At 44.4% G+C, this 23,314-nt stretch carries 20 protein-coding genes; 13 read left to right on the top strand and 7 right to left on the bottom strand.

What is annotated here, in order from left to right; translation table 11 throughout:
* Positions 1-173: 173 nt before the first annotated feature.
* Positions 174-548, top strand: coding sequence for a DNA-binding protein (locus A4S05_RS22715; protein ID WP_069072059.1), 375 nt, complete (start codon positions 174-176; stop codon positions 546-548).
* A gap of 236 nt (positions 549-784) precedes the next feature.
* Here the strand turns inward: A4S05_RS22715 and A4S05_RS22710 are convergent, their stop codons facing one another.
* Positions 785-1,744, bottom strand: coding sequence for a glycosyltransferase family 9 protein (locus A4S05_RS22710; RefSeq protein ID WP_069072058.1), 960 nt, complete (start codon positions 1,742-1,744; stop codon positions 785-787).
* Positions 1,745-1,813: 69 nt separating this feature from the next.
* On the opposite strand from A4S05_RS22710, the gene ispD reads away from it, so the two are divergent.
* From ispD to A4S05_RS22690, 3 genes are all read left to right on the top strand, one after another.
* On the top strand, positions 1,814-2,497 hold the full coding sequence (ispD, locus tag A4S05_RS22705) for a 2-C-methyl-D-erythritol 4-phosphate cytidylyltransferase (RefSeq protein WP_069072057.1): 684 nt from the start codon (positions 1,814-1,816) through the stop codon (positions 2,495-2,497).
* 206 nt (positions 2,498-2,703) lie between these two features.
* Positions 2,704-3,246: an SMC-Scp complex subunit ScpB gene (gene scpB, locus A4S05_RS22700; RefSeq protein ID WP_069072056.1), complete on the top strand. Its 543-nt coding sequence runs from the start codon at positions 2,704-2,706 to the stop codon at positions 3,244-3,246.
* 256 nt (positions 3,247-3,502) lie between these two features.
* Positions 3,503-3,850 (top strand): DUF760 domain-containing protein, encoded by a 348-nt coding sequence (locus tag A4S05_RS22690; RefSeq protein WP_069072054.1) that lies wholly within the window; start codon positions 3,503-3,505, stop codon positions 3,848-3,850.
* Positions 3,851-4,122: 272 nt separating this feature from the next.
* Here the strand turns inward: A4S05_RS22690 and A4S05_RS22685 are convergent, their stop codons facing one another.
* Positions 4,123-5,331: an HhoA/HhoB/HtrA family serine endopeptidase gene (locus A4S05_RS22685; RefSeq protein WP_069072053.1), complete on the bottom strand. Its 1,209-nt coding sequence runs from the start codon at positions 5,329-5,331 to the stop codon at positions 4,123-4,125.
* 370 nt (positions 5,332-5,701) lie between these two features.
* Here A4S05_RS22685 and A4S05_RS22680 point away from each other — a divergent pair, with 370 nt between their 5' ends.
* Positions 5,702-6,595, top strand: a complete 894-nt coding sequence (locus A4S05_RS22680; RefSeq protein ID WP_069072052.1) for a LysM peptidoglycan-binding domain-containing M23 family metallopeptidase — start codon at positions 5,702-5,704, stop codon at positions 6,593-6,595.
* Positions 6,596-6,640: 45 nt separating this feature from the next.
* Here A4S05_RS22680 and A4S05_RS22675 read toward each other — a convergent pair whose 3' ends face one another.
* A complete protein-coding gene (locus A4S05_RS22675; protein WP_069072051.1) occupies positions 6,641-7,675 on the bottom strand; it encodes a cysteine hydrolase family protein in 1,035 nt (344 codons plus the stop codon).
* Positions 7,676-8,055: 380 nt separating this feature from the next.
* Here A4S05_RS22675 and ispG point away from each other — a divergent pair, with 380 nt between their 5' ends.
* From ispG to A4S05_RS22655, 4 genes are all read left to right on the top strand, one after another.
* Positions 8,056-9,282 carry a (E)-4-hydroxy-3-methylbut-2-enyl-diphosphate synthase gene (gene ispG, locus A4S05_RS22670; RefSeq protein ID WP_069072050.1) on the top strand — a complete coding sequence of 409 codons (1,227 nt, stop codon included), beginning with the start codon at positions 8,056-8,058 and terminating at the stop codon, positions 9,280-9,282.
* Positions 9,283-9,946: 664 nt separating this feature from the next.
* Positions 9,947-11,248, top strand: a complete 1,302-nt coding sequence (gene hisD, locus A4S05_RS22665; protein WP_069072049.1) for a histidinol dehydrogenase — start codon at positions 9,947-9,949, stop codon at positions 11,246-11,248.
* A 248-nt stretch (positions 11,249-11,496) separates the two neighbouring features.
* Positions 11,497-11,922, top strand: a complete 426-nt coding sequence (locus A4S05_RS22660) for a universal stress protein (protein WP_069072048.1) — start codon at positions 11,497-11,499, stop codon at positions 11,920-11,922.
* Positions 11,923-11,941: 19 nt separating this feature from the next.
* The gene (locus A4S05_RS22655) at positions 11,942-12,529 is read left to right on the top strand and encodes a Uma2 family endonuclease (protein ID WP_069072047.1); all 588 of its coding nucleotides are present in this window, start codon (positions 11,942-11,944) and stop codon (positions 12,527-12,529) included.
* A gap of 170 nt (positions 12,530-12,699) precedes the next feature.
* On the opposite strand, the gene A4S05_RS22650 is transcribed toward A4S05_RS22655, so the two are convergent.
* Positions 12,700-13,086: a hypothetical protein gene (locus tag A4S05_RS22650; RefSeq protein WP_069072046.1), complete on the bottom strand. Its 387-nt coding sequence runs from the start codon at positions 13,084-13,086 to the stop codon at positions 12,700-12,702.
* A 262-nt stretch (positions 13,087-13,348) separates the two neighbouring features.
* Between A4S05_RS22650 and hslO the strand changes: the two genes are divergently transcribed.
* Together hslO and A4S05_RS22640 are read left to right on the top strand one after the other, a co-directional pair.
* Positions 13,349-14,254 (top strand): Hsp33 family molecular chaperone HslO, encoded by a 906-nt coding sequence (gene hslO, locus A4S05_RS22645; RefSeq protein WP_069072045.1) that lies wholly within the window; start codon positions 13,349-13,351, stop codon positions 14,252-14,254.
* Positions 14,255-14,408: 154 nt separating this feature from the next.
* Positions 14,409-16,496: a coiled-coil domain-containing protein gene (locus A4S05_RS22640; RefSeq protein WP_069072044.1), complete on the top strand. Its 2,088-nt coding sequence runs from the start codon at positions 14,409-14,411 to the stop codon at positions 16,494-16,496.
* A 274-nt stretch (positions 16,497-16,770) separates the two neighbouring features.
* On the opposite strand, the gene A4S05_RS22635 is transcribed toward A4S05_RS22640, so the two are convergent.
* The 3 genes from A4S05_RS22635 to A4S05_RS22625 form a co-directional block, all read right to left on the bottom strand.
* On the bottom strand, positions 16,771-17,649 hold the full coding sequence (locus tag A4S05_RS22635; protein WP_069072043.1) for an NAD(P)-dependent oxidoreductase: 879 nt from the start codon (positions 17,647-17,649) through the stop codon (positions 16,771-16,773).
* Between the two features lie 516 nt (positions 17,650-18,165).
* Positions 18,166-19,350 carry a class I SAM-dependent methyltransferase gene (locus A4S05_RS22630; protein WP_069072042.1) on the bottom strand — a complete coding sequence of 395 codons (1,185 nt, stop codon included), beginning with the start codon at positions 19,348-19,350 and terminating at the stop codon, positions 18,166-18,168.
* Between the two features lie 242 nt (positions 19,351-19,592).
* Positions 19,593-20,576, bottom strand: a complete 984-nt coding sequence (locus tag A4S05_RS22625; RefSeq protein ID WP_069072041.1) for an alpha/beta fold hydrolase — start codon at positions 20,574-20,576, stop codon at positions 19,593-19,595.
* Positions 20,577-20,717: 141 nt separating this feature from the next.
* Here A4S05_RS22625 and A4S05_RS41880 point away from each other — a divergent pair, with 141 nt between their 5' ends.
* Both A4S05_RS41880 and A4S05_RS22620 read left to right on the top strand, forming a co-directional pair.
* Entirely contained in the window at positions 20,718-20,876 is a 159-nt protein-coding gene (locus tag A4S05_RS41880; RefSeq protein ID WP_176727071.1) for a hypothetical protein, read from the top strand.
* A 96-nt stretch (positions 20,877-20,972) separates the two neighbouring features.
* A complete protein-coding gene (locus A4S05_RS22620; RefSeq protein WP_069072040.1) occupies positions 20,973-23,261 on the top strand; it encodes an alkaline phosphatase D family protein in 2,289 nt (762 codons plus the stop codon).
* Positions 23,262-23,314: the final 53 nt, after the last annotated feature.

The following is a 23,314-nucleotide window of genomic DNA, read 5'->3' as shown; positions in this document are numbered from 1 at the left end:
GAGACGCGATAAATCGCCATAGAAGACGCGATAAATCGCCGTCTCTACAAGTGTTTTGGTCTTATCTGAACTGTATTGACTTTTGACGCACAAAACCGAATAAATTGTGGTCATTTTTTGGTCATACTTCCTGTTTACATTTTGTGCAGTGAAGTTCAAACCAATAAATTCTTATGAAATCCACTGTTGCTATGACCTTTACATCTGCACTGTTAGCGGTAGTTATTCCCACCGCTCAAGCACAGATCCCAATCCGTGATTTGCAGCGCGATCCAGGAGTCAGCGTTTCTGGTGAAATTCGCAGTGTTGTTGGCAATGAATTTATCTTAGAGGACGGTACTGGACAGATTATTGTCGATGCGGGGCCACGTTGGCATCATCAGCTAAATTTGCGCCAGGGTGAAAAAGTGACCGTCGTGGGAGAATACGACGACTATGATTTTGATGCCTTTAGCATCACTCGCAGTAACGGAGAAGTTATTCGCATTCGCAATGCGGGAGGACCACCCCCTTGGGCAGGTGGACGGGGACGGCGCGATCGCAAATAAGCACAAAGCATTGAGAAAAATCTGTTTTTTGTAGAGACGCGATTTATCGCGTCTTCAAAGACCAATTATCTACACCAATAACCCTTAACCCAACCGTATTGGCTTTGAGCCTGGTTGTAAATACTGAAATAACCGCAAAATCTAGCTGTCACAACCAGGTTTTGCGGTCATTCACAAACGTATAACTACATTGGATATCCAATAGACTTATTGCAGAAATCGGGACAAACTGCCCTTTAGCCACCCCAAATCTTTTCCAAAACGGCGTTTGGTGAAACATCCGCCGTTTTTCCCGTGGGGGATGCAATAGCCAGGAATTTATCGTTTTTCGGCAACAACTTAGCTGGATCAGTAGGCCCAAACAGAGCAATGGTATAAGTTTGGACTGCAACACTCAGTTGTAGTGCTGCATTATCAGTAGACAACATCAAATTTGCCCCGGCGATCATAGCAGTTAACTTGCCAATATCATCTGGAGAAGTCACCTTGATATCTGGAGAAGACCCCAGAAGCGATCGCACAAACTGCTCATCGTCAGTTCCCTTAATCACCACCACAGGCAAATCCGGCTGCTTATCTTGGAAGCCTTGAATAATTTGATGCCAACTTTCGACAGGGTAAATTTTATCCTGTTCTTTAGCCTGGGATAACTGGCCAAAACCGCCATGAATCAAGATATAGCCTGTTTCATTCACCCCTAAGCGTTTTTGTTCCTTTTGTGCCCACTCAATGTCTGGTTTGGGCACATTTACTGCTAACTCTGGGACAGGACTATTTATTTCCAATGGTTGCAGCAAATCGTGATATACTGCCGCCGCATACTGGGATGGTTTAAATGGCACAGCGTGGGTCAGAAAAACCGAACCTTTGCCTTTGTAGCCAATACGTATGGGAATTCCCGTCAACCAGAGCAAAAGACCAAGCAACCAAATTTGCTTAACAGCAATGACGACATCGTATTCGCGATCGCGAATGTTGCCGATCAAGTTACCCCAATCTGCCAGACTATTACGGTCTTGAAAATCAAAGTTCAGCACCTCGTGAACTGACTTGCTCACTCGGTAGGCAGCCTTTGACCGGGGTTCAACAACGACATCTATCTGAGCGTTAGGGTAATGGCGCTTCAGGTCATCTAGAGTCGGAAAGAAGAGAATTTGGTCGCCAATTCCGCCAGGTACAAGGGCTACTACTCGCATAATATTTATTGACGCTTACTCGCTCCCTATTTTAGGGGAAAATATATAGCTTAAAGATTGAGGAATTCTGTGTATTTACTAATTCCAGCTGCGGGCATCGGAAAAAGAATGGGGAGTAACCGCAATAAACTCCTGCTGAAAGTGCGATCGCAACCAATTATTGCTTGGACTCTATTAGCCGCAGAAGCCGCCACTACCATCAGTTGGATCGGGATTATTTCTCAGCCGACTGATTGGCCAGACTTCAAGGCAATTCTCGCCGATCTCAAGCTGACTAAACCAGTGAAATTAATTCAAGGCGGCTCCACCCGTCAAGAATCTGTTTACAATGGCTTGCAATCTCTGCCGGTAGACGCAGAACAAGTGTTGATTCACGATGGTGCTAGATGTCTAGCCACACCAGATTTATTTAACTCTTGTGCCGAGGCCATTCGCCACTGTCCCGGTTTAATTGCTGGTGTACCCGTCAAAGACACCATCAAAATTGTCGATGAACAAGGCATAATTCAAGAAACACCCGACAGACGAAAATTGTGGGCAGCACAAACTCCCCAAGGATTTGATGTCAAGTTGTTGAAACAGTGCCATGCTGAAGGTGTCCGTCAAGGTTGGGAAGTAACTGACGACGCTGCTTTATTTGAAAAATGCGGTATTGAAGTCCGAATTGTCGAGGGAGAGGAGACTAATTTGAAGGTGACAACTCCACAAGATTTAGCGATCGCAGAATTTATTCTCACAACTAGAGGCTTTTGAGAAGGGAATAGGTTACAGGTTACAGGGTACAGATTATTCCCTATCACCTGTCACCTGTCACCTCTCCCCTCTCCCCTAATCCCAATACCCAATTTGAGAGTTTCAAATAATATTTTGACAATTTACGATATAATGCCACACACTTATTGATTGTTAGTTGTCATGTACTAATGACCAATGACTAATGACCAATGACTAATAACTAAATGATTACAGCCACAGCGACGAAGATAGAAGCAATTCTTTATTTAAAGGGTAAACCCTTGTCGCTCGGCGAAATCGCCGAGTATGCCGCGTGCGATCGCGCCAGTGTCAAAGAAGGCATAATTGAACTCATGGACAACTATGCCCACCGAGATAGCGCCTTAGAGGTGGTAGAAACTCCAGATGGTTACAGTTTGCAACTCCGGTCTGATTTTCATGATTTAGTGCAAACGATGATACCAGTAGAATTGGGTGTAGGTGCATTACGGACTTTAGCAGCGATCGCCCTTAATAGTCCCATACTCCAAAGTGACTTGATTAACCTGCGAGGTTCAGGAGTATATCAGCACGTTCCAGAACTCGTAGAACTTGGTTTCATCCGCAAACGCCGAGACAGCGATTCTCGTTCCTACTCACTCCAAGTAACCCCAAAATTTCATCAGTATTTCCAAATCGAACAACTCCCCCAAATACTTGCCACCACACAAAAGGAAGAACAACTAGAACTAGAGCTAGAACTAAAGGGAGTAGGGAGTGGGGAGTAGGGAGTGGGGAGTAGGGAATGGGGCATGGGGCATGGGGCATGGGGCATGGGGCATGGGGCATGGGAAGATGAGGGAGACAAATCAATTCAAAATTCAAAATTCAAAATTCAAAATTCAAAAACTCCTGTCTCCTCTTTCCCAATGCCCAATGCCCCATTCCCCATTCCCCTCCTATTGACTTATACCAATGATGAATGCGCTACCCTTGTACTATGGTTTAGAGTAGAGTTAGCAATTAAGCTAAATAAAACTGCCAATGGTGTTTAATCCTGACTTTTTGAATGACAACTCCGAGGAACACCCTAATCAACTTCTTTCCGACCACTTTGAGGAATACCCTAATCAGTTACTCAAATATCTACAGCATCAGTCTCCTGATGTTTTAGCTAGGATTGCTCAGTCCGCTAGCCCCGAAATTAAACAAATCATCTCGCAAAATGTCCAAGGGCTAGTAGGAATGCTCCCAGCGGAAAATTTCAACGTGCAAATCACAACGGATCGGGATAACTTAGCTGGACTTCTAGCGTCGGCCATGATGACGGGGTATTTTCTGCGCCAGATGGAGCAGAGAATGCAGTTAGAGCATTTGTCTAATAATCAATAATCAATCATCAATAGTCAAACATTCTGGGACTATTGACCAAATAATTCGTAATGACGCTCGCGGACTCGCTACCGCTGCGCTAACGTAATTCGTAATTCGTAATTAAACAGGTTACAGCAACCCACACTGTAAAAATTCAGTGTTCAACAAGACAGTGGGGAGTTCAAGCTTCCACTGATAGCGCACCGTAAAGCCTTCTCTACGAGAGGTTCCCCCAACGCCTAGAGCAAGTCCGCGAGCGCCTTGTAACTACGAATTGCGAATTATTCTGACTACTTCTTTTCAGGATAAGCTCCTGATTGGACTTTAAAGGTTTGAATTTTACCGCTACGGTTGACTTCGATCGCTAAAATGTCGCCAACTTGACTGGACTCTACCAGCTTTTGAACTTGGGCTGAGGTTTTGACTGGTTTACCGTTAACTTTTTGAATCACGTCTCCAGGAAGCAGTCCTCCACGCTGGGCTGGGGAATCGTCTGTGACTCCTTTAATCACAATCCCCGCGTCTTGCTGAATGTTCAGTTGATTTTCTTGATTAATCTGCTGTTTTCTGGTTGGAGAAAGGTCTGCCATGTCAATACCCAAAAAGGGATGTACCACACGCCCTTTGGTAAAAAGTTGATTGGCGATGCGAGCGGCGGTTTCAATGGGGATGGCAAAACCGAGTCCTTGAGCATCAGCGCGGATTGCTGTATTAACACCAATCACTTCGCCTTGAGCGTTTAACAAGGGGCCACCAGAATTACCAGGGTTAATTGCGGCATCAGTTTGGATAAAGCTGACTCGCTTATCTGGGACACCAACCTGAGTGCTAGTGCGATCCGTAGCGCTGATAATGCCGATAGTGACAGTATTATCTAAACCCAGAGGATTGCCAATTGCGATCGCCCATTGTCCTGGTATCAAGTTTTGTGAATTTCCCAGCTTTACTGTTGGTAAATTATCGGCTTTTATTTTCACCACAGCCACATCTGTCACAGAATCTACTCCTACCACCTTCCCCTCTAAAGTCCGACCATCCTTGAGGGTGACTTGTACTGTATCTGTATCGGCTACCACATGAGCGTTAGTGAGCAATTCTCCATTCTCGCTCAAAATGAATCCCGATCCTGTACCGCGCTCAATACGTTCTTGAGGAATTGGTTGCTCATCCTCTCCAAAGAATCGCCGCAAGAGGGGATTTTTCAATGCATCAGAGATGGGATTAGCTACTTTGCGAGTAGCATTAATTCGCACCACAGCCGGGCCAACTTTTTGGACTGCCGTCGCAATAAAATTCACGTTATCGCCCCCAGTAGCCCCAATTGCTCCGTTAGGAGAATTCGGAACCACGGATTCTGGTGGCAAAGCCATCGTTACATTTTTTAACTGTTGGAAGGAGCGACTTTGTGGCAGGAGATAGCGACTGCCCAACAAACCTGCACCACCGCCAATCACCAGTAAAAACACATAAACCGCCAGTTGCTTTAAAGATAACTTCATAATCATTTTGCTCAAGGACAGCAATGCAGTTGCTAATTTCTAAGTGTAGTCAAGCTAACGGCAAGTGGACAGATCAATTTACGAAGAATTAGGGATTGGGTATTGAGCATTGGGGACTAGGAGATCGGAAGTGGGAACTAAGAAATAGGGACTGGGGACTGGGGACTAGGAGATCGGAAGTGGGAAGTAGGAAGTAGATACTGGGGACTGGGGACTGGGGACTAGCAGATCAGAAGTGGGAACTAGGAAATAGGGACTAGAGAAGAGTTTTCTAATCCCCAGTCCCCAATCCCCAGTCCCCAATCCCCAATCCCCAATCCCCAGTCTTCCCATCTAAAATCTAAAGTTAATGCGCTCTTGACGTTTATACATGACTTTACCCTTTCGTCAACTGTTTCTCTGTAGCTTAGTTAGCGCCTTGGGCCTAGTATCCATACTGCCAAACACCAATAGCGCCAATGCTGCTGTGGGTGGCTGCCCAACTCCAGCTTTATCTCGCTTCCAACGCCATAAAGTAGTTCGTGGCGAAACTTTGGAGAGCATAGCGCAGCGCTACAATCTCATTCCTACAACTATTATTGGCATGAATCCAGCTTTGCAGAATGGTGCAACTGCCGCCGTTGGTAGTGTGCTTCAGATTCCTCCCTACAATGGGATTGTAGTCGAAGTACCTCGTGGTCAAACTTGGCGACAAGTGGCGGCACAATACAAAGTTCGTGCTGATAGTCTTTTTGAGGTGAATGGTTGCCAACAAGACCCCAGAGTTGTGTTTGTTCCGGGGGTAAATTGGTCGCCAAATGGTGTTGTAACGAAATCCCCTTTACCTGCTGATACAGGAACACCAAACCCTGCATCCCTGACTGGATACCCCTTGGCGCAAGTGGTAACTGTGGGATTACCTTACGGCTGGCAAATTAATCCTGCAACTGGTGAAGTTTTCTTCCACAGTGGTATTGACTTATTAGCACCAGTGGGTACAGATGTGCTAGCGATCGCACCTGGAACCGTAGCCTTTGCCAACGACCAAGGTTCTTATGGCAAGTTAGTCATTATCAACCACAGTGGCGGACTCCAAAGCCGCTACGCCCAGCTTGACAGTATCAAAGTTACCGTCGGTCAGCAACTAAAAGAAGGAGACTTACTAGGAACAGTAGGCACTAGTGGAAGACCAACTTCCACTCAACCGCATCTCCATTTTGAAGTGCGTTCTACCTCATCTCTGGGTTGGGTCGCGCAAGATCCCAAGGGTTATTTAAAGAAATGAGAGAATAGGCGATGAGGGAGACTACTAAACCCAATGCCCAATCCCCTATGCCCAATTCCCAAATTCGCTAGATTTGACGATGTGCATTCCTGCCTCTGCAAACCTTTTAAACGCTTTATCCGCCTGTTCTGTGTAGTCCACAACACCAGGGACAACAACAGGAGAAGTGCAATCTTCTAGTAGATAGATTTTTTTCGCAAGGTTAGCATCTACCTGTTTAATTTCTGTTAATAAATCATCAATTGTCCAGGCGACACAATGACTTTTAGCTTGACCACCAATAATTACAGCATCAAATTCTAAAAGTTGTTTAATCAGGCGCGTATTCTTTTGAGCAAGTGGACGTTGTTCAAAATCTTCCAACACCTCTGGACGTAAGATGGAATAGTTTTCTGTTAAAGGATTTTCACCTTTGATTTCAAATTGCGTCTGACTTTGACGCGCAATACCGTGGAAAAATATCGCTTCTTCTACCGATGAAACTAAAGCATGACCAATACCCCCCAACATAGAATGATAAGGCCAAATTGTGAGGGGATATTTACCGTCTTGACTGAGTTGCTTAACGTAATGGTAAGCGTGTTTTTCTAATAATTCATAATCACCATTAGTAACACTGTTAGCAACGGCTGGGTTAACTTTCCAAATACCTTGTTCAATATCTGCTGATGTGATGCTAGTCGCTGCTGGAGTAGGATGTTCTCCGGCGGCGTTCACCCAAAAGATCGGATGGAATATTTGCGTTGCTGTGTGAGTATCTAGAGTAGGTACAATTTTTGTAATTACCCCCAAGTTTCGATAGATAAACTCACATAATCTGACGTTATCATCCACCGCCGCATTACCGGATTCTCCACCTACAAATAATTCAAAGCCAGGGATGCAAAAGGTGTTTTGGACATCGATTAATAGTAGGCAAATACGGGTTTTATCTAAAGATGCTGGTTTGATATCGTGTTGTTTTGCCCAGATTTCAGCTTCGGCGGCACGTTTTTGGTAAGGTACACGTGAAACTTCGCCGACTTTATCGGATTTAAAGTGCAGAGGAATGGATAGTTGGGTTGTTTCTTGGGTATTCATCTAAAATCTGTAATTATTTTCTAATTATTAAGCTTGCCTTAGTTAAAAATAATGGTGAATTTAGTAAACGTCATCGTGAGAGCCTAATTTAGCTGGTGCTAGGAGCGATCGCTCCTCGTCCTCTTGGTTAAATAGTATATTTGTATTATGTAAATATAAATTTAGCGATCGCTACTCAAGCTACTCAGATAAAAAGATTTTTAAGCAAAATATCTTTAAAAAATGAGCAAAACCTCTAAATCGCTCTTTATTAGCTTACCTGTGTTATTTTCCTTTTTTTTCTATTTAATCGCCCAAAAATGCCCCTGCTGTGGCAATCTGGGAAACAGAGATTTATTAAATCTGATATTTGAGCAACAGCAAATTTACTTAGTCAGGTTATGCAAACTCTGCCCGCAGTAGACACTTCAAATCCCACATCAAGTCAAGACACCTTTGATACAACCATCAAGCGGCGTAAAACCCGTCCCGTAAAGGTGGGAAATGTCACCATTGGCGGTGGCTACCCCGTTGTGGTGCAGTCAATGATTAACGAAGACACTCTTGATATTGATGGTTCCGTGGCTGGTATTCGTCGTCTGCACGAAATTGGCTGCGAAATTGTCCGCGTCACAGTGCCAAGTATGGCTCATGCTAAAGCTTTAGCCGAAATTAAACAAAAATTAATTAAAACTTACCAAGACGTGCCAATTGTGGCTGATGTCCATCACAATGGGCTGAAAATCGCCGTGGAAGTCGCCAAGCACATTGAGAAAGTACGGATTAATCCGGGCTTGTATGTGTTTGAAAAGCCAAACATCAATAGAACTGAATATACAAAAACCGAATTTGACGAAATTGGCGATAAAATCCGCGAAACCTTAGAGCCTCTGGTAGTTTCCTTGCGCGATCAAGGGAAATCGATGCGAATTGGGGTAAATCATGGTTCCCTTGCAGAGAGAATGCTATTTACTTACGGTGACACCCCCGAAGGAATGGTGGAATCCGCTATAGAATTCATCCGCATCTGTGAATCTTTGGATTTCCGCAACTTGGTAATTTCCATGAAAGCCTCACGAGTACCGGTGATGGTAGCCGCCTATCGCCTCATCGCCAAGCGCATGGATGACCTGGGTATGGATTATCCGTTACATTTAGGTGTTACGGAAGCCGGTGATGGCGAATATGGGCGAATTAAATCCACGGCCGGTATTGCTACCTTACTAGCTGATGGCATTGGCGATACCATTCGCGTCTCATTGACAGAAGCACCAGAAAAAGAAATTCCCGTTTGCTATAGCATTCTCCAAGCTTTGGGATTGCGAAAAACGATGGTGGAATACGTTGCTTGTCCTTCCTGTGGACGCACTTTGTTTAACCTAGAGGAAGTGCTGCACAAAGTTCGGGAAGCAACTAAACACTTAACTGGTTTGGATATTGCAGTTATGGGTTGTATTGTCAATGGCCCCGGAGAAATGGCAGATGCCGATTATGGCTATGTTGGCAAAACACCTGGTTACATTTCTTTGTACCGTGGCCGAGAAGAAATTAAAAAAGTCCCAGAAGATAAAGGTGTAGAGGAATTAATTAACCTCATTAAGGCAGATGAACGCTGGGTAGAACCATAAAGCAACTAGGCGAGTGGGCATTGGAAGAAGCAGAGGAGTAGGGAGCAGAGGGGAAAGACTTACTGGAACTTCCCCTCTGCTCCCTAGTCCTCAATTCAGTGTGTCGTCAATTTAGAAAATGCGTTAAAATAAGCTACGTCAAAGAAAATAGTGACCCTAACTTCACCACCTGATTAAAGCAATGTGATTGCCAATAAATATCATCTGTCCTTAAAGCAGATGTATTGTCAGAGGCAAAGAACTGTAAAGAGCTAAATTTCAGGAATTCACAGGTACAGAATCGAACATATCGTGTCTGTACACACATTAACTACTAATAAGTTAGGAAAATAAGTAAAAATCATACTCAGCCCCTACCCCCTGTAAATCTGGGGGATTTGGATGTGAAAACACACCACCGACACTTCGCAAGGAGTGAAGGTAAGGGCGTAAGGGTAGTGGGGAATGGCACACCTGCTTCCTGCCACTAGCCTACTAAGGCTTGTCGGACTGAGCAATTAGGTCGCCTTCTCAAGCAAATTATATGCTGGCAGCCTTGAGAGTATCAAAAAAATCCAGGTTAAGCTAGAGAAGAGAATTAGAGTCAGCTTGCATACCCCAGTGGGTCAAGAGCAATACTAAGTCTCAGGTGGCAATATTATAATTTTGGCATTGTCCTTACTCCATGCTGCGAATCATTACTCAGCAGGCAGACGTCAGAGCAGAACTGCAACGGATCTGCGATCGCACCCATGACGAACAGGTGCTTCACAAAGAAGCAACGGTACGAGAAGTTTTGCAAGCAGTGAAGCGCCAAGGCGATAAAGCTGTATTGCATTATACTGCCGAATTTGACAAACAAACCCTGAAAGCAGACGAACTCCGAGTTACAGGCTCGGAATTGGATGCAGCCTATCAACAGGTGTCAAAGGAATTGCTTGATGCAATTCGGCTAGCTTGCCGCCAAATTGAAGCGTTTCATCGTCAGCGAGTACCGAAAAGCTGGGTACACTTTGGCGACGATGAAGTAGTGCTGGGCAAACGCTACACTCCCGTAGACCGAGCCGGGTTGTATGTGCCTGGTGGCCGTGCCGCCTATCCCAGTACTGTGCTGATGAATGCAATTCCGGCTCGTGTTGCTGCTGTACCCCACGTGGTGATGGTGACACCACCAGGCCCAGGGGGTGCAATTAATCCCGCAGTCTTAGTAGCTGCCCAAGAAGCAGGGGTGCAAGAAATTTATCGCATTGGGGGCGCACAAGCGATCGCCGCTTTAGCCTATGGCACTGAAACCATTCCAAAAGTGAATGTAATTACTGGGCCTGGTAACATTTATGTCACCCTAGCGAAAAAACTTGTCTACGGCACAGTTGGGATTGATTCTTTGGCAGGCCCCAGCGAAGTGCTGGTGATTGCCGATGAAACCGCAAATCCAGTGCATGTAGCTGCTGACTTGTTGGCCCAAGCCGAACACGATCCAATGGCGGCAGCGATTTTGCTGACGACAGATGCAGCTTTAGCGAAGAACGTGCAAGTAGCCTTGGAAAGACAGTTAGCGGATCACCCACGGCGAATAGACACAGAAAAAGCGATCGCTCACTACGGCTTGATTATCGTTGTGGAATCGCTCGAAGCAGCAGCAGAACTCTCAAATGAATTTGCTCCCGAACACCTGGAATTAGAAGTCAAAGACCCTTGGGCACTCTTACCACAGATTCGCCACGCTGGGGCAATCTTCTTGGGTTACTCAACACCAGAAGCCGTAGGAGACTATTTGGCAGGCCCTAATCATACCTTGCCAACTTCTGGTGCTGCCCGCTATGCTTCGGCACTGGGGGTTGAAACTTTCTTAAAACACTCCAGTATTATTCAATACTCCCAAACCGCACTGCAAAATGTGGCTGGTGCAATTGATGTGCTAGCAACAGCAGAGGGTTTACCTTCTCATGCTGATTCAGTACGACGCCGAATTCAGCAAGAAGAGTGATTTGGAATGCTTAATTTTTTCTTGTACTGTTGGTAAAGGTAACTCACTAGCTTCAAACTAAAAGTTTAGCTGAAACAGCAATTCATCTCACATCTCATCCGTTAGGGGAGCGTGAGATGAATTGCGCGTGAGTTGACGACAGAAAGTTCTCTATCCAAATTGGCAAATAAAAAATTGGTTTAGTGTCGCTGCCGGCGGATTTTGCTAGATACTTATGTAAGGGGTCTACTCTTTAGGAGACGAGAGCGGTGCTAAATAGTGTTTTGGTAGCTCTAGACGGTTCGGAAATTTCAGAACGAGTAATTCAGACTTTAGATAATTTGGCGTTTTCAAAAGACGCCAAGGTTATTCTTTGCCATGTGTTTCCTACGCCAGAGTCAGAGATGGAACTACCCGCTGATCGCCCTCAGCCAGAGTCCCCAACATTTTCTTATTTTCATATTGAAAAACAACTGCAATCCTATCAGGAAAAGTTATCAGTTACCAGTGATTTAGAATTAGTAACTGGTGATCCTGCTGAAGAAATTATTCGCCTTGCCAATATTTACAAAACTGACTTGATCATAATTGGCAGTCGGGGATTGATGGGGATGAAGCGAATTGTTCAGGGTTCTGTCAGCAGTCAAGTTGCAGAAGAGGCTAATTGTTCAGTATTAGTTGTAAAACCAAGGTAAAAACTTGTAAGGGGAAGCAATGACTATAACCACCCCAAAACTAACCTTTGAAGAATACCTGAAATATGATGATGGCACTGATACGCGCTATGAATTGGTCAATGGAGAACTAATTCCCATGAGTCTGGGAAGTGGGCAACATGGCGCGATAACAGAATTTCTCAATGTTTGTTTCCGAGGAGAAATTCTCCGACTAAAGTGGGATTGGACTTCTAAACAAATGGTTATTGGTGTTCGTTCTCCCCGTGCTGGCAGATGGGATACATCAAGGATTCCAGATGTAGTTGTGATTCCGTTACCTCAATGGCGAGAGTTGAGAAACCGAGAGGCAGTTATTGAACTCAACGAACCACCCCCCTTATTAGTGGTGGAAGTCGTCAGTGAGTCAACAAAGATTGTAGATTACCGAGCCAAGCGAGTTGAGTATAACGTTTTAAATATTCCAGAGTATTGGATTGTCGATCCATTAACGAACAAAGTGACTGTTTTTACATTGATTGAAGAATTATACGAACCAGTAGAGTTTTTTGGTCGTGATCGTATTCAATCTCAAACTTTTCCGCATTTAGAATTAACAGTTCAACAAGTGTTAACAGCCGACAATTAAAAATAATTTAAGCATTTTAAGCTATGCGAGTCTGTGTTAACTGCGTCTCTGTGGTTAGATAAATTACTTTTAAACCACAGAGACACAGAGAGAAAAAAGAGATTTTTCGAGTCACCTTGAAAGAGCTAGTCCTAGGGACAAGGAAAATTCCCCTTCTACGTTCAATCGATTTAACGTTCTTGAGTTGCGAGAAACTGACGCAAGCTTAACAAACTCAGCGTTTGACCCAAATTCAAGGGCAAAATTGAAACTCCTTCCAAGCGGGACTGTACCCAACCTTCTCCCCAGTACCATTCATGGAACCCATCAATCCCTCCACTGAGTACCAAGCGGAGACAGTTGGATTTGGCAACATCCACCTGATGATGAATCGCAACTGGCCCAGTCCAGGTTGTAAACTGGAATCCGGGAAGTAGTTCTTCTGGCATTCCTGGCGCAAAACGTTGCCCTAAGAGCCATTTTTCTAATTGCACCGGATGCAGCAGACTGTCACGAATTGCATCTGTTGATGCTTCGATTTCGATCCGTAGTTGACTTTGTTGAAAATTACCCAGCATTTTTCTAGGATTACCTAAAGATGAGACATCGCTATTTCTAATATTGCAAATAGTCTTTGTCATTAGTCATTAGTCCTACCCTGCGGGAAGCCCCTGGCGCGTCTATGTCCTTTGCAAATAACTAATGACCAATGACCAATAACCAATGACCAATGACCAATAACAGCCGTTTATTTACGTAGCACCCTACTAAAGTTACTTTTCTACCAGCAGAGAACTTAGAATAGAAAAAGTGAACTTGTTAAGAAATGTAAGGTTATTCATGGCGGATCAGTTAATTCGTGCAACAGCAGCCGAAGGTGGAATTCGTGCCATAGGTGTGATCACCACACGTTTAACAGAAGAAGCGCGAGGACGCCACAAGCTTTCTTATGTGGCAACGGCAGCACTGGGTCGGACTATGGCGGCGGGCTTGTTAATGGCTTCTAGTATGAAGCGAACTGGATCAAGGGTCAATGTCCGGGTTAAGGGCGATGGGCCTTTAGGTGGCATATTGGTAGATGCAGGTTTAGATGGCACGGTACGCGGATATGTTGGGAATCCATCTGTAGAATTGCCTCCCAATGCCAAAGGTAAGCTAGATGTTGGTGGTGCGGTAGGTGATGGCTATCTCTATGTTGTGCGGGATATCGGTTATGGTTATCCTTACTCCAGTACAGTAGAACTAGTTTCTGGCGAAATTGGCGATGATGTAGCTCATTATCTGGTGAATTCTGAACAAACACCTTCAGCTTTAGTTTTAGGTGTGTTCGTGGGCGCAGGGGGAGTAACTGCGGCTGGAGGATTACTAGTACAAGTATTGCCCAAAGCTGCCAGAGACGAAGCCCTAGTAGAAACGTTGGAATCGCGGGTTGCTGGCCTAGCAGGATTTACGCCATTGTTGCAAGCGGGGAAAACCTTACCTGAAATTTTTGGCGACTTGTTGGGAGACATGGGGCTGGTAATTTTTCCCGAACGGCAAATGCTACGCTTCCACTGTGGTTGTTCTTTCGATCGCGTTTTGGGGGCACTGAAGATTTTGGGAGAAGCCGAACTGCAAGATATGATTATTAAAGATGATGGTGCTGAAGCAACTTGCGAGTTTTGCGGCAACGTCTACCAGGCAAGTAGCGATCAGTTAGCTCAACTAATTGCCGATTTGCAAGCTGAATCTACCGTTTCAGGATAAAGTATAAAACAGCACTATTTTTTTAGATCGCTAATGGTATCTGTGGAGAGAGAGCCTGAAAAAAAGTAGCTTTTTAATTATCAGAAAGTTACTATGACATCAATGGAATTATCGACCTAAAACAGAGCGCTATTCAATTATTTTGGTGTGAGAGATGACAGAGCGGGATATTCCAGACAGTTGGTCTTCAGCCAGTGGAAGAGAGCCAGATCAAAACAAAAGATTATCCCGAACAGAACAATTCGGTGAAACTCAACCATTTGATGTCCCTGCTACTGGTTCTACCTCCAAGTCAGTGAAACGGCGAAAAAAAAACCATAGGGAAGGATTACCTATAAATAGTCATTCAGAAGAAACTGCCCAACTCAGTAATACTTCTGGGAAATTGCCACGATGGATGAAAAGCTGGGTATTGTGGCTAGCACTGCTAACTTTGATTCCCGGCAGTGTCGCATTCTTGGCAATGGCAATGCTGCTAAAGTTGCCAACTGCCCCGAATTGTCCCTCGATTTTTTGGCCCCTAGCTAGTGCTTCTGTGCGGCTACACTGCGCTCAGTTGGCGGCTTCTAAGCAGACAGTGAACGACCTATTGCAAGCGATCGCTCTGGTGAAGCAACTACCGCCAACTCATCCGTTGCATGGAGAAATTGATCGTTTCATTGAAGAATGGTCGCGGGATATTTTGAAGCTAGCCGATCAAAGTTTCCAAACTGGGAATTTAGAGGAAGCGATCGCAACAGCTCAGAAAATACCCGAAGATGTGGCAGCTTATAAGTTAGTCGATGAGCAAATTGGCAAATGGCAGTCAATTTGGTCAAAGGCAGAAGCAACATACAACGGTGCGATCGCCGAAGTAAAGGAACGGCGCTGGCAATCAGCATTCATGTTGTCCGCCAAAATGCTGCGCGTAGACAATCAATACTGGGCGAGTACTAAATACGACCAATTAAATCGTCTAATTGCCACAGCACGGGAAGATGGCGATAAGTTAGGAAAAGCTGAAAGTTTAGCAAAAAGCCAAGTTGTTGATAATTTATTAGAAGCTATCAAGTTAGCCGAGTCCATTGGTCAGGAAAGTTACCTTTACCAAAAAGCTCAGGAAGCAATTCCCGCATTTGGACGCCAAATGCTGCAATTAGCACAGGCAAAACTAGACAAGCAAGATGCCGATGAAGCACTGAATATTGCTAGACAAATTCCAGAGATTACGAAACTACAGGGCGAAACAGATGACTTTATCGCCATAGCTGACGCTAAAAGGAGTGCTTGGATCGGTAACGTTTCTGGTTTAGAGGCAGCGATCGCTCAAGCACAACAAATTGATCCTTCCAGACCAGTGTATAACGAAGCACAGCAACTAATTGCTCGTTGGCAACTGGAAATTGAAGATGTCGCCCATCTGGAAAAAGCGAGAATATTGGCTAGCCAGGGAACAGTGAATAATTTAACAGCAGCGATCGCTCAAGTACAGTTGATTCCTGTGAATAATCCCAGGGGCACAGAAGCTAGACAAGAAATAGGTCGCTGGCGTGCCCAAGTGGAGACAATTGAAGACCAACCTTACTTAGAACGCGCCGAACAGATAGCCATATTCGACGATATCAATTCCTTGCAAGCTGCGATCGCTCAAGCTAGCGAAATTCGTAGAGGTCGGGCATTATATCCAGAAGCACGGAAAAAAATTCGTACTTGGGTAGGAAAAATTCAGCGAATTCAAGACCAGCCTTACTTAGATCAAGCGCAAGAACTGGCTCAGAGTGGAAATCTCACCGCCGCCATTAGCGCAGCCCAACAAATTGCCTCGTCGGGAAGGGCACTTGCTGGAGAAGCACAAGCTGCGATAAATGACTGGGAAGGGCAAATCCGCACTAGAGAAAACTGGAGAAAAGCTCAAGAGGTGGGTGCAGCTGGTACACCAGAAGCTTTGGTTGAAGCAATGCGACTAGCAAATCGAGTTTCAAACAATAGCATTTTACGTATGGATGCAAATCTGGCTATTGACCAATGGAGTCAGCAATTGTTAGAAATAGCACGCTCTCAAGGTCAGTCTGATATTGCTAGAGGGATTGACATTGCAAAATCGGTTCCGCGAGGTAGTGCTGCTTACAGTGCAGCACAAGAGCAAATTAGGATTTGGCAGGAATTTCTCAATCCTCAACCGGAACCTCAGCCTCAACCGGAAGTTCAGCCTCAGCCTGAATCTTTACCATTTCCTCAATCAACAACTACTAATGGTCAGTGACCATCTATATTTTAAAAAGTTTTAATTTCTAATTTTCGAGGAGCGCAATACACTTGGTTTAAGAAAAATTGTAGTGACTGTCTTTAGAATCAGCGAAGCCCAACAAATACTTGGTATTTGTTGGGCTTCGTTCCTCAAACGCCAGTTGAAGGCAGTTCCTTTTCCTGTCAGAGATGCTTACGCACAAAGAAAGAAGTCAGGAAATTAGCCGAACGCACTTGGACTTGGCTCCCCAATACCTGCGAAATCTAGGCGTGGGATGAGCTTAAACTCTTTATTCCCCGATTCCTTCTCCCCATTCTTTAATTACAGAAAATAGTGATGAGTAATCATCATCAGCAAATGACATTTTCACGGCTGTTTGCAAAATTTCCCGCACACCTTTAATACTGCTAAGATCCAAACTCCGAGATTTAGCTTCCGAGATAAACAATTCTGTATCTTTTAGCAAGTGTTTTGTGGGGAAATTGGGATCAGCATAATTGCCATCCAACATCCGTTCTAGCTTTTTGTCAAAGGTAGGTGCGTAGAGTGGACTGTCGCGCAATATTTGCATAAATACATCCACATCGACACCTTGACGCTGGATAAAAGCTAGACTCAGAGCAAAGCTGGTTGTTAGAGAAGCTATTAGTTGATTTAGTGCCAACTTGAGCGCCGCCGCAGATCCCACTGGCCCTATAAGTAAAGGTTCTGTCCCAAAATTTTGGAGTAACTTTAAATGGCGTTGATATTGTTCTGGCTCGGCACCTACCATAACACTCAACTTGCCAGCTTTTGCTTCTGGGATACTCCCTAATACAGGTGCTTCTAAATACTCACCACCACCCCCAACAACTGCATCTCTAATTTCCTGGCTTTCTGTGGGAGTAATTGTTCCCATTTGGATGATTGTGCGTCCTTCCAAAGTTTGCCAAGAAGTATCTGAAAGCAACACATTATAAATAGCCGGGGCATTAGTTAGCATGAGGATTATGCACTCAGCAGCACGAATGGCGTGGCGGGGATGTGTGACAATTTCAGCCCCAGCGGCTTGTAGTGGTGCTAATTTTTCTGGGGTACGATTGTAGGCAACTAGCTGTATATCTGCGGCTAATAACCTTTGAGCCATTGGTAGTCCCATCAGTCCAATTCCCAGAAATGCCACCTTCATTTTTCACGTTCCTTTAATACAGCATCACCGATAGCGTTCGTTTAGCGTCTCGTAGAGAAGCGTTAGCGAGTGATTAAGCGTCATAGCCCATCGTGGACATTGCGAAACCTCTTGCAAAAGTTCCTTAGCACCCCCCAGCCCCTCCCCATGTGCGGGAAGGGGAGACTTTGACGTAAGTCAAAGGCGGGGTGGGGTTCTTTTTTTGATTTATGCAAGAAGTCTATTATTTAATTCAAATTTGTTGGGAAGTAGTTATTTGAGACTTAAGATACAATCCCAAATCCCAGTTTCCTACTCCCTAACTTTGGCAATCAACCACCAGCGGCAAAAGTTACCATAATTATCACTGAAAGTAAAATCCCAGGGGTAAGTAGTGTTGCTAGCATTAGCAGGTCATGAGTGGACATAATTATTACTTTGGTAGTGTGTTTAACTTTACAGTAATCACTGTTATGCTAGTCTAAATAAGACTGATACTGCATTCTTAAATAGAGTTTTAACTTTTCAAATTTACGTTTACTCTGGCAGAGTCAATCCTTTTAGTGGCTGAGAAGTTTCTGTATTGTTCAGACCTTTGCTCTGAATTAGGACTCCAAAGCCGCCTAGTCCCGTGGGATCTATAAGTTGGTGTAGTGCGTCCCGCCGCTGTAGTAACTGTGAGAGCAGTTGCTTTTGATAAGAAAGGGCAGCAATGCGATCGCCTAACCCCAACGCCATCAAAAATAATCCCTGCTGGATAAAACCAATATTCTTTAAATTGTACTTCTCGCCCCAGCGTTCCAAAGCCGTAAAGTTAACATGGGCAGTGATATCTTGTCGCCCAATATTAATATAAGGGTTGTCATGGAAACGATGGTGGTAATAACACTGTAGCGTTCCTTGCGATCGCCTGGGATTATAGTAACGATTGGCGGGGTAACCATAATCAATTGTTAACACATAGCCACGCTGCAAGCGGTCTGCTACTATACTCAACCAGTCTAAAGCAGCTAAATTAATTTCACTACGGTAGCCATCTGGATATACATTTTGGGTCAAGTCCATTTCCACTAAGTCTAAATACTCAGCTAATTGAGGCGTTGAAGGTTCTCCTGTTACTTCTATAAATGGACATGGGGCATTGCTTGCTTTCTCATTATTATCTGTAGTTACATAAATTTCTCGCAGTTCCCCCTTCTCTAGGACGAATTGATGGACGGGGAACGCATCTACTAATTCATTAGAAAAAAAGCAACCTGCGATCGCATTTGGTGGTATCTCCTCTAAATTGCACCAACGTACAGGGAAATCTTGCAAGCGTTGCTGCTGTTCTGCTCTTAAAGCTGGCGACTTTTCAACAATGATGTATTCCAGCGCGGTAAAAAAATCTGGGTAGCGTAGCTGATGATATTTGAGGATATGCAATGCCAGCAATCCTTGACCTGCTCCCATTTCTACTAGAGTAAAGGGTACAGGTTTTCCTAAAATTTCCCACATTTGGAAAAATTGTTCTGCGAGTAACTCGCCAAAGTCAGGGCAGAGGTTGGGAGAGGTGAAAAAATCACCACCCTCAAAGCCAATTTTGACTGCATCGCTGGAATAGTAGCCATGTTCAGGGTGGTATAATACCATATCCATGAATTCGGCGAAAGTAATTCGTTGTTGGGGACTAGTGGTAATGTGATTTGCGATCGCTGCACACAATGCTGAATTTGAATCCATAAAATTTAATATTGGGGAGAAAGAAATTGAAGAAGAATTCAGAAGTCAGAATTCAGGAGTCAGAATAAAGACGCTCGCGGACTCGCTAACGCTGCGCTATCGAAGACTCGCTAACGCTACGCTATCCGCCAGTCACACAGAATTCATTCTGAATTCTGACTCCTGACTCCTGAATTCTGTTCGATAAATGAATTATGGACGATGCAAAACACAATTCATTCCCTGTTCAGCATCTATGCTCCTTAACCCGGACGAGAAGGAGCAACTTTATTTAGAACAATTTTTACAGCATCTATGATTACATCAGGTTGATCTACCCATACAAAATGACCGCTTTTACTTGCTTGAAGTTGAGTACAATTCGTTGATAACTTTAGTAACTCTATATGCATCTGCTTCCGCAATTGGTTAGCACCTCGCAGAGGAATAAAAACAGTCCAAAGAGAAGGTTTTAAAAAAGAATTTGCTTTGATATTAACTATAGGCAGATCACCAAACTGGTTAGCTATTCTCACCTCACGTCCACTAACGCTGAGATTTAACATCTCTCGACTCATTGTAATCCAGTGTTTAGGACGGCAAAAGGAACGTTTGATTGAATTAAGTAAGTGCTGAGGAAATTTACCTAATTCCGGCTTCAGCACTTCAAATATTTTGCATATCCTCATTAATCGAATAATGCCAAGTATTGAGCCGAGAATAGACATCACAAAGCCCGATATAAAAAAGAGTTTCAAAGCTTGCAACTGAAAAGACATTTTGAGCATTTCAGTCTCATGTAGTCCGTCTGTGAGTACCATTCCAATAACCTTCTCAGGAAATCGATGGGCATACAGCCGGACATTGTAGCTACCAAAAGAATCTCCTATCAAAATATAGGGTGGTTCAATTCCTGCTTGAGTAAGCAGCGTATCTAATTCTGTCACAATTTGATTGCTGGTTCGGGGATGAGGGCTGTGATTGCTCCATCCATAACCCGCTCTGTCATAGATACATACTCGCGCTAACTTGGCCAATTCTTCAACTAGGAGATAGCCCTCAATTCCCCCTAAACTGTGGTCTAGGACAATTGTTGGATTAGTGTTTCCTGCAATGTAGAGATGTAAACTATATCCACCCACATCAAACATTTGACCGGGGGGCAGTTTTCGATCTTCAAACCAGCACGCGATCGCTTGATAAAGTGTTGTAGCAACTAGCAGAAAAACTCTGATTAGGATCAACATAGTTAAGTCTTTTTGCCAGTGAACGGCCTCGCCGCATTGTGCACGATAGCATATTATGTCAAATTTGATCCAGTGCGGTCGAAATAACTAATATCAGAAAATTAGGTATTGATTTTTTAGAGGCGATCGCAAAACCCATTTTTGCAACTCATTCCTTGGTTAATCGGGCATCAGCGTTCTATGGGGTTGCTTAAAGCGTTAGTCAACGACACCGACGCAACGCCTCTAGGTCACTTGACATCTGGAAATCAGCTTTGGGCTGCAATCAATTTGCGCTATGAACTGATGTTAAACAGATAAGAATTGATGCATGATTGGTGATTAGATGAGTTTGGGCTACCAATTTAGGAGCAAAATAACACATCTAAAAAACCACCACTTTGTTAACTGTTTGCAATGAAGTATCAAGTTGGGGACAAGTTTTTACAAGAACTGCCACTGATTTTAGCGGGGCCAATCCTCCAACATACTGAACCAGAGTCAGTAACGGTATGGGTAGCACTGAAACAGTCTTGTCAGGTAGAACTTAAAGTTTATGACACAACAGATGATGGTAAAGCACTAGAAAATTGCTTATTGGATGGGGAACGCTCTACCTTTTCTCTGGGTAAGCATCTTCATGTAGTTGCGATAACGGCTCGGTCTACGGTTGGACATCGCCTAACTGGAGGTCACATCTATGCATACGATCTCCAGTTTACTGTTGCTGACCAAACCCCGCAAACTCTGCAACAAGCATTATGCTCAAACTCTTCTCCTACAGTCAGCATTAGCTACTTCGATCATCAAAAACCAACCTTTGTTCTACCGCCTAACTGTCTGCAAGATTTACAAATTGTCCATGCTTCCTGCCGTAAACCTCATGGTCATGGGTTTGATGCACTGCCAATTCTTGACACTTTAATTGAGGCTGCGGCTAATCAACCCCAACATCGCCCTCACCAGCTGTTCCTCACCGGAGATCAAATTTACGGCGACGATGTATCAGAACCGTCGTTGTGGGTTGCCAGTACTCTTGGTGATGCACTCTTGGGTTGGGAAGAACAACTTCCTGTGAATGGAGTATACTGCACTCCCCAGCAACTACCCCCTGGAGAGCGGTCTGAAGTTGCGACAAATCAAGCAGGCTTGACCGCAGGATTACATAATAAACCTGAGAAAGTTAACAGTCATCTTTTCAGTCTGGGCGAGTATTACGCTACTTATTTACTAGCTTGGTCGCCAGTATGCTGGCCAACCGCATTTCCCGAAGGACATCAAGTAATGCGCGATCGCCACGCTATCAAGGACTGGAATCGGGCAGTATGGCATTTGCGACAATTAATTTATACGCTTTGGAAAGTGCGTCGCGCCCTTGCCAATATTCCCATGTACACCATCTTTGATGACCATGATGTTAGTGATGACTGGAACCTAAACCAAGCTTGGTGTTTGCGAGTGCTGGGGCGTCCTTTAGGGCGAAGAATAGTTCAAAATGCATTGTTAGCCTACACGGTATTTCAAGCGTGGGGCAACACACCAGGGCAATTTGCTGAAGGTCAATCTGGTGAAAAGCTGTTGATGGCTGCACAAGCTTGGTCAGCTTCCCAAGGGACGGATGTAAAGGCTGATGAGGCGATCGCTCGTTATGTAGGTATGCCAGCCAACGATCCGCACACAGGCTTACCTATCTTAGTCCGAGACGGCCCAGTATTTATTCTGGATCGACATCCTGAAGCACTGACTTGGCACTACATAGTCAGGAGCGATTGCCATGAAGTAATTGTGCTTGATACGCGTACTTGGCGGGGTTATCCAGCCGATCAAAAAGCGATCGCGCCGCCGATGCTGTTGTGTCCACAAGCCTTTGAGCAACAGCTACTTTTGCCTTTACAAGAAATAGCTGAACAAACTCAGATTCAAACTACATTTGTGATTGCGCCCACTAATGTATTTGGACTACAAGTGATTGATTGGATTCACCACTGGCATTTAAAACGGGAGAAAGTTTTTTCAACGGATGTTGGAGATGCCTGGAACATTAATACTGGAGCGCTGGCACAATTCCTAACCACCTTGTTTGAGGAACGTCAACAAGTCGTGATTCTATCCGGGGATATTCACTACAGTTCTGTCGCTCACTTGTCTTATGCACGTACCCATTCCAAATTACAGTCTGTATTAGTGCAGTTAACAGCTAGTGCATTAAAGAATGAAGAGATTTTGACCCGGCTCATTCATACACGATTGAAAGATTGGCTGTTACCAGAAAAGGTGAGACATTGGATAGGGTGGCTCAATCCACCCAATATGGTAGAAATTTCCGAGAAACAATTACACCATAATCGCCAAATGCTAGCTAACTCTGACTGGCATTGTGTGCTGGAGTGGATACCTCGAAACAGTGTTCAAACTTCTGCCTACACAGCAGATATATTTTCGTTGATAGCTCCCTGGAAACGAGCCAAAAATGCCAAATGGAAATGGTTACAACCTGTGATGTTTTGGAAATCTCGTTGGTTTCAGGAGGGGCGGGAAGTCGTTGGATTGAATAATTTAGCTTTGGTTCACTTTGAGTTACCAGATGGGAGTAATTCTTGCAAAGTTATTCAAGATTTGTATTGGTTTTCTTCTTGGTATCCAACCCAAATTGTTTACAGCCGTTTTGAGAGCCAGTTAACGCCCAATCAGTCCTTATTACGATAACCAGCTTTGCTCATTAAAAAAAGCGCCCCCATCTCTGGAGGGCGCTTTTTATT

Source organism: Nostoc sp. KVJ20 (assembly GCF_001712795.1).
Lineage (GTDB): Bacteria > Cyanobacteriota > Cyanobacteriia > Cyanobacteriales > Nostocaceae > Nostoc.
Note: the sequence above shows the minus strand (reverse complement) of the source record. Positions and strands in the feature narration are given on the sequence as shown.

Excerpts from the sequence above, each read along its gene's own strand:
- A4S05_RS22620 (WP_069072040.1), top strand. The coding sequence starts at position 20,973 with ATGAAGTATCAAGTTGGGGACAAGTTTTTACAAGAACTGCCACTGATT.
- A4S05_RS22680 (WP_069072052.1), top strand. The coding sequence starts at position 5,702 with ATGACTTTACCCTTTCGTCAACTGTTTCTCTGTAGCTTAGTTAGCGCC.
- A4S05_RS22625 (WP_069072041.1), bottom strand. The coding sequence starts at position 20,576 with ATGTTGATCCTAATCAGAGTTTTTCTGCTAGTTGCTACAACACTTTAT.
- A4S05_RS22685 (WP_069072053.1), bottom strand. The coding sequence starts at position 5,331 with ATGAAGTTATCTTTAAAGCAACTGGCGGTTTATGTGTTTTTACTGGTG.
- A4S05_RS22675 (WP_069072051.1), bottom strand. The coding sequence starts at position 7,675 with ATGAATACCCAAGAAACAACCCAACTATCCATTCCTCTGCACTTTAAA.
- A4S05_RS22635 (WP_069072043.1), bottom strand. The coding sequence starts at position 17,649 with ATGAAGGTGGCATTTCTGGGAATTGGACTGATGGGACTACCAATGGCT.
- A4S05_RS22630 (WP_069072042.1), bottom strand. The coding sequence starts at position 19,350 with ATGGATTCAAATTCAGCATTGTGTGCAGCGATCGCAAATCACATTACC.
- A4S05_RS22715 (WP_069072059.1), top strand. The coding sequence starts at position 174 with ATGAAATCCACTGTTGCTATGACCTTTACATCTGCACTGTTAGCGGTA.
- ispG (WP_069072050.1), top strand. The coding sequence starts at position 8,056 with ATGCAAACTCTGCCCGCAGTAGACACTTCAAATCCCACATCAAGTCAA.
- A4S05_RS22640 (WP_069072044.1), top strand. The coding sequence starts at position 14,409 with ATGACAGAGCGGGATATTCCAGACAGTTGGTCTTCAGCCAGTGGAAGA.
- scpB (WP_069072056.1), top strand. The coding sequence starts at position 2,704 with ATGATTACAGCCACAGCGACGAAGATAGAAGCAATTCTTTATTTAAAG.
- A4S05_RS22655 (WP_069072047.1), top strand. The coding sequence starts at position 11,942 with ATGACTATAACCACCCCAAAACTAACCTTTGAAGAATACCTGAAATAT.
- A4S05_RS22690 (WP_069072054.1), top strand. The coding sequence starts at position 3,503 with ATGGTGTTTAATCCTGACTTTTTGAATGACAACTCCGAGGAACACCCT.
- A4S05_RS22710 (WP_069072058.1), bottom strand. The coding sequence starts at position 1,744 with ATGCGAGTAGTAGCCCTTGTACCTGGCGGAATTGGCGACCAAATTCTC.
- hslO (WP_069072045.1), top strand. The coding sequence starts at position 13,349 with ATGGCGGATCAGTTAATTCGTGCAACAGCAGCCGAAGGTGGAATTCGT.
- A4S05_RS22650 (WP_069072046.1), bottom strand. The coding sequence starts at position 13,086 with ATGCTGGGTAATTTTCAACAAAGTCAACTACGGATCGAAATCGAAGCA.
- hisD (WP_069072049.1), top strand. The coding sequence starts at position 9,947 with ATGCTGCGAATCATTACTCAGCAGGCAGACGTCAGAGCAGAACTGCAA.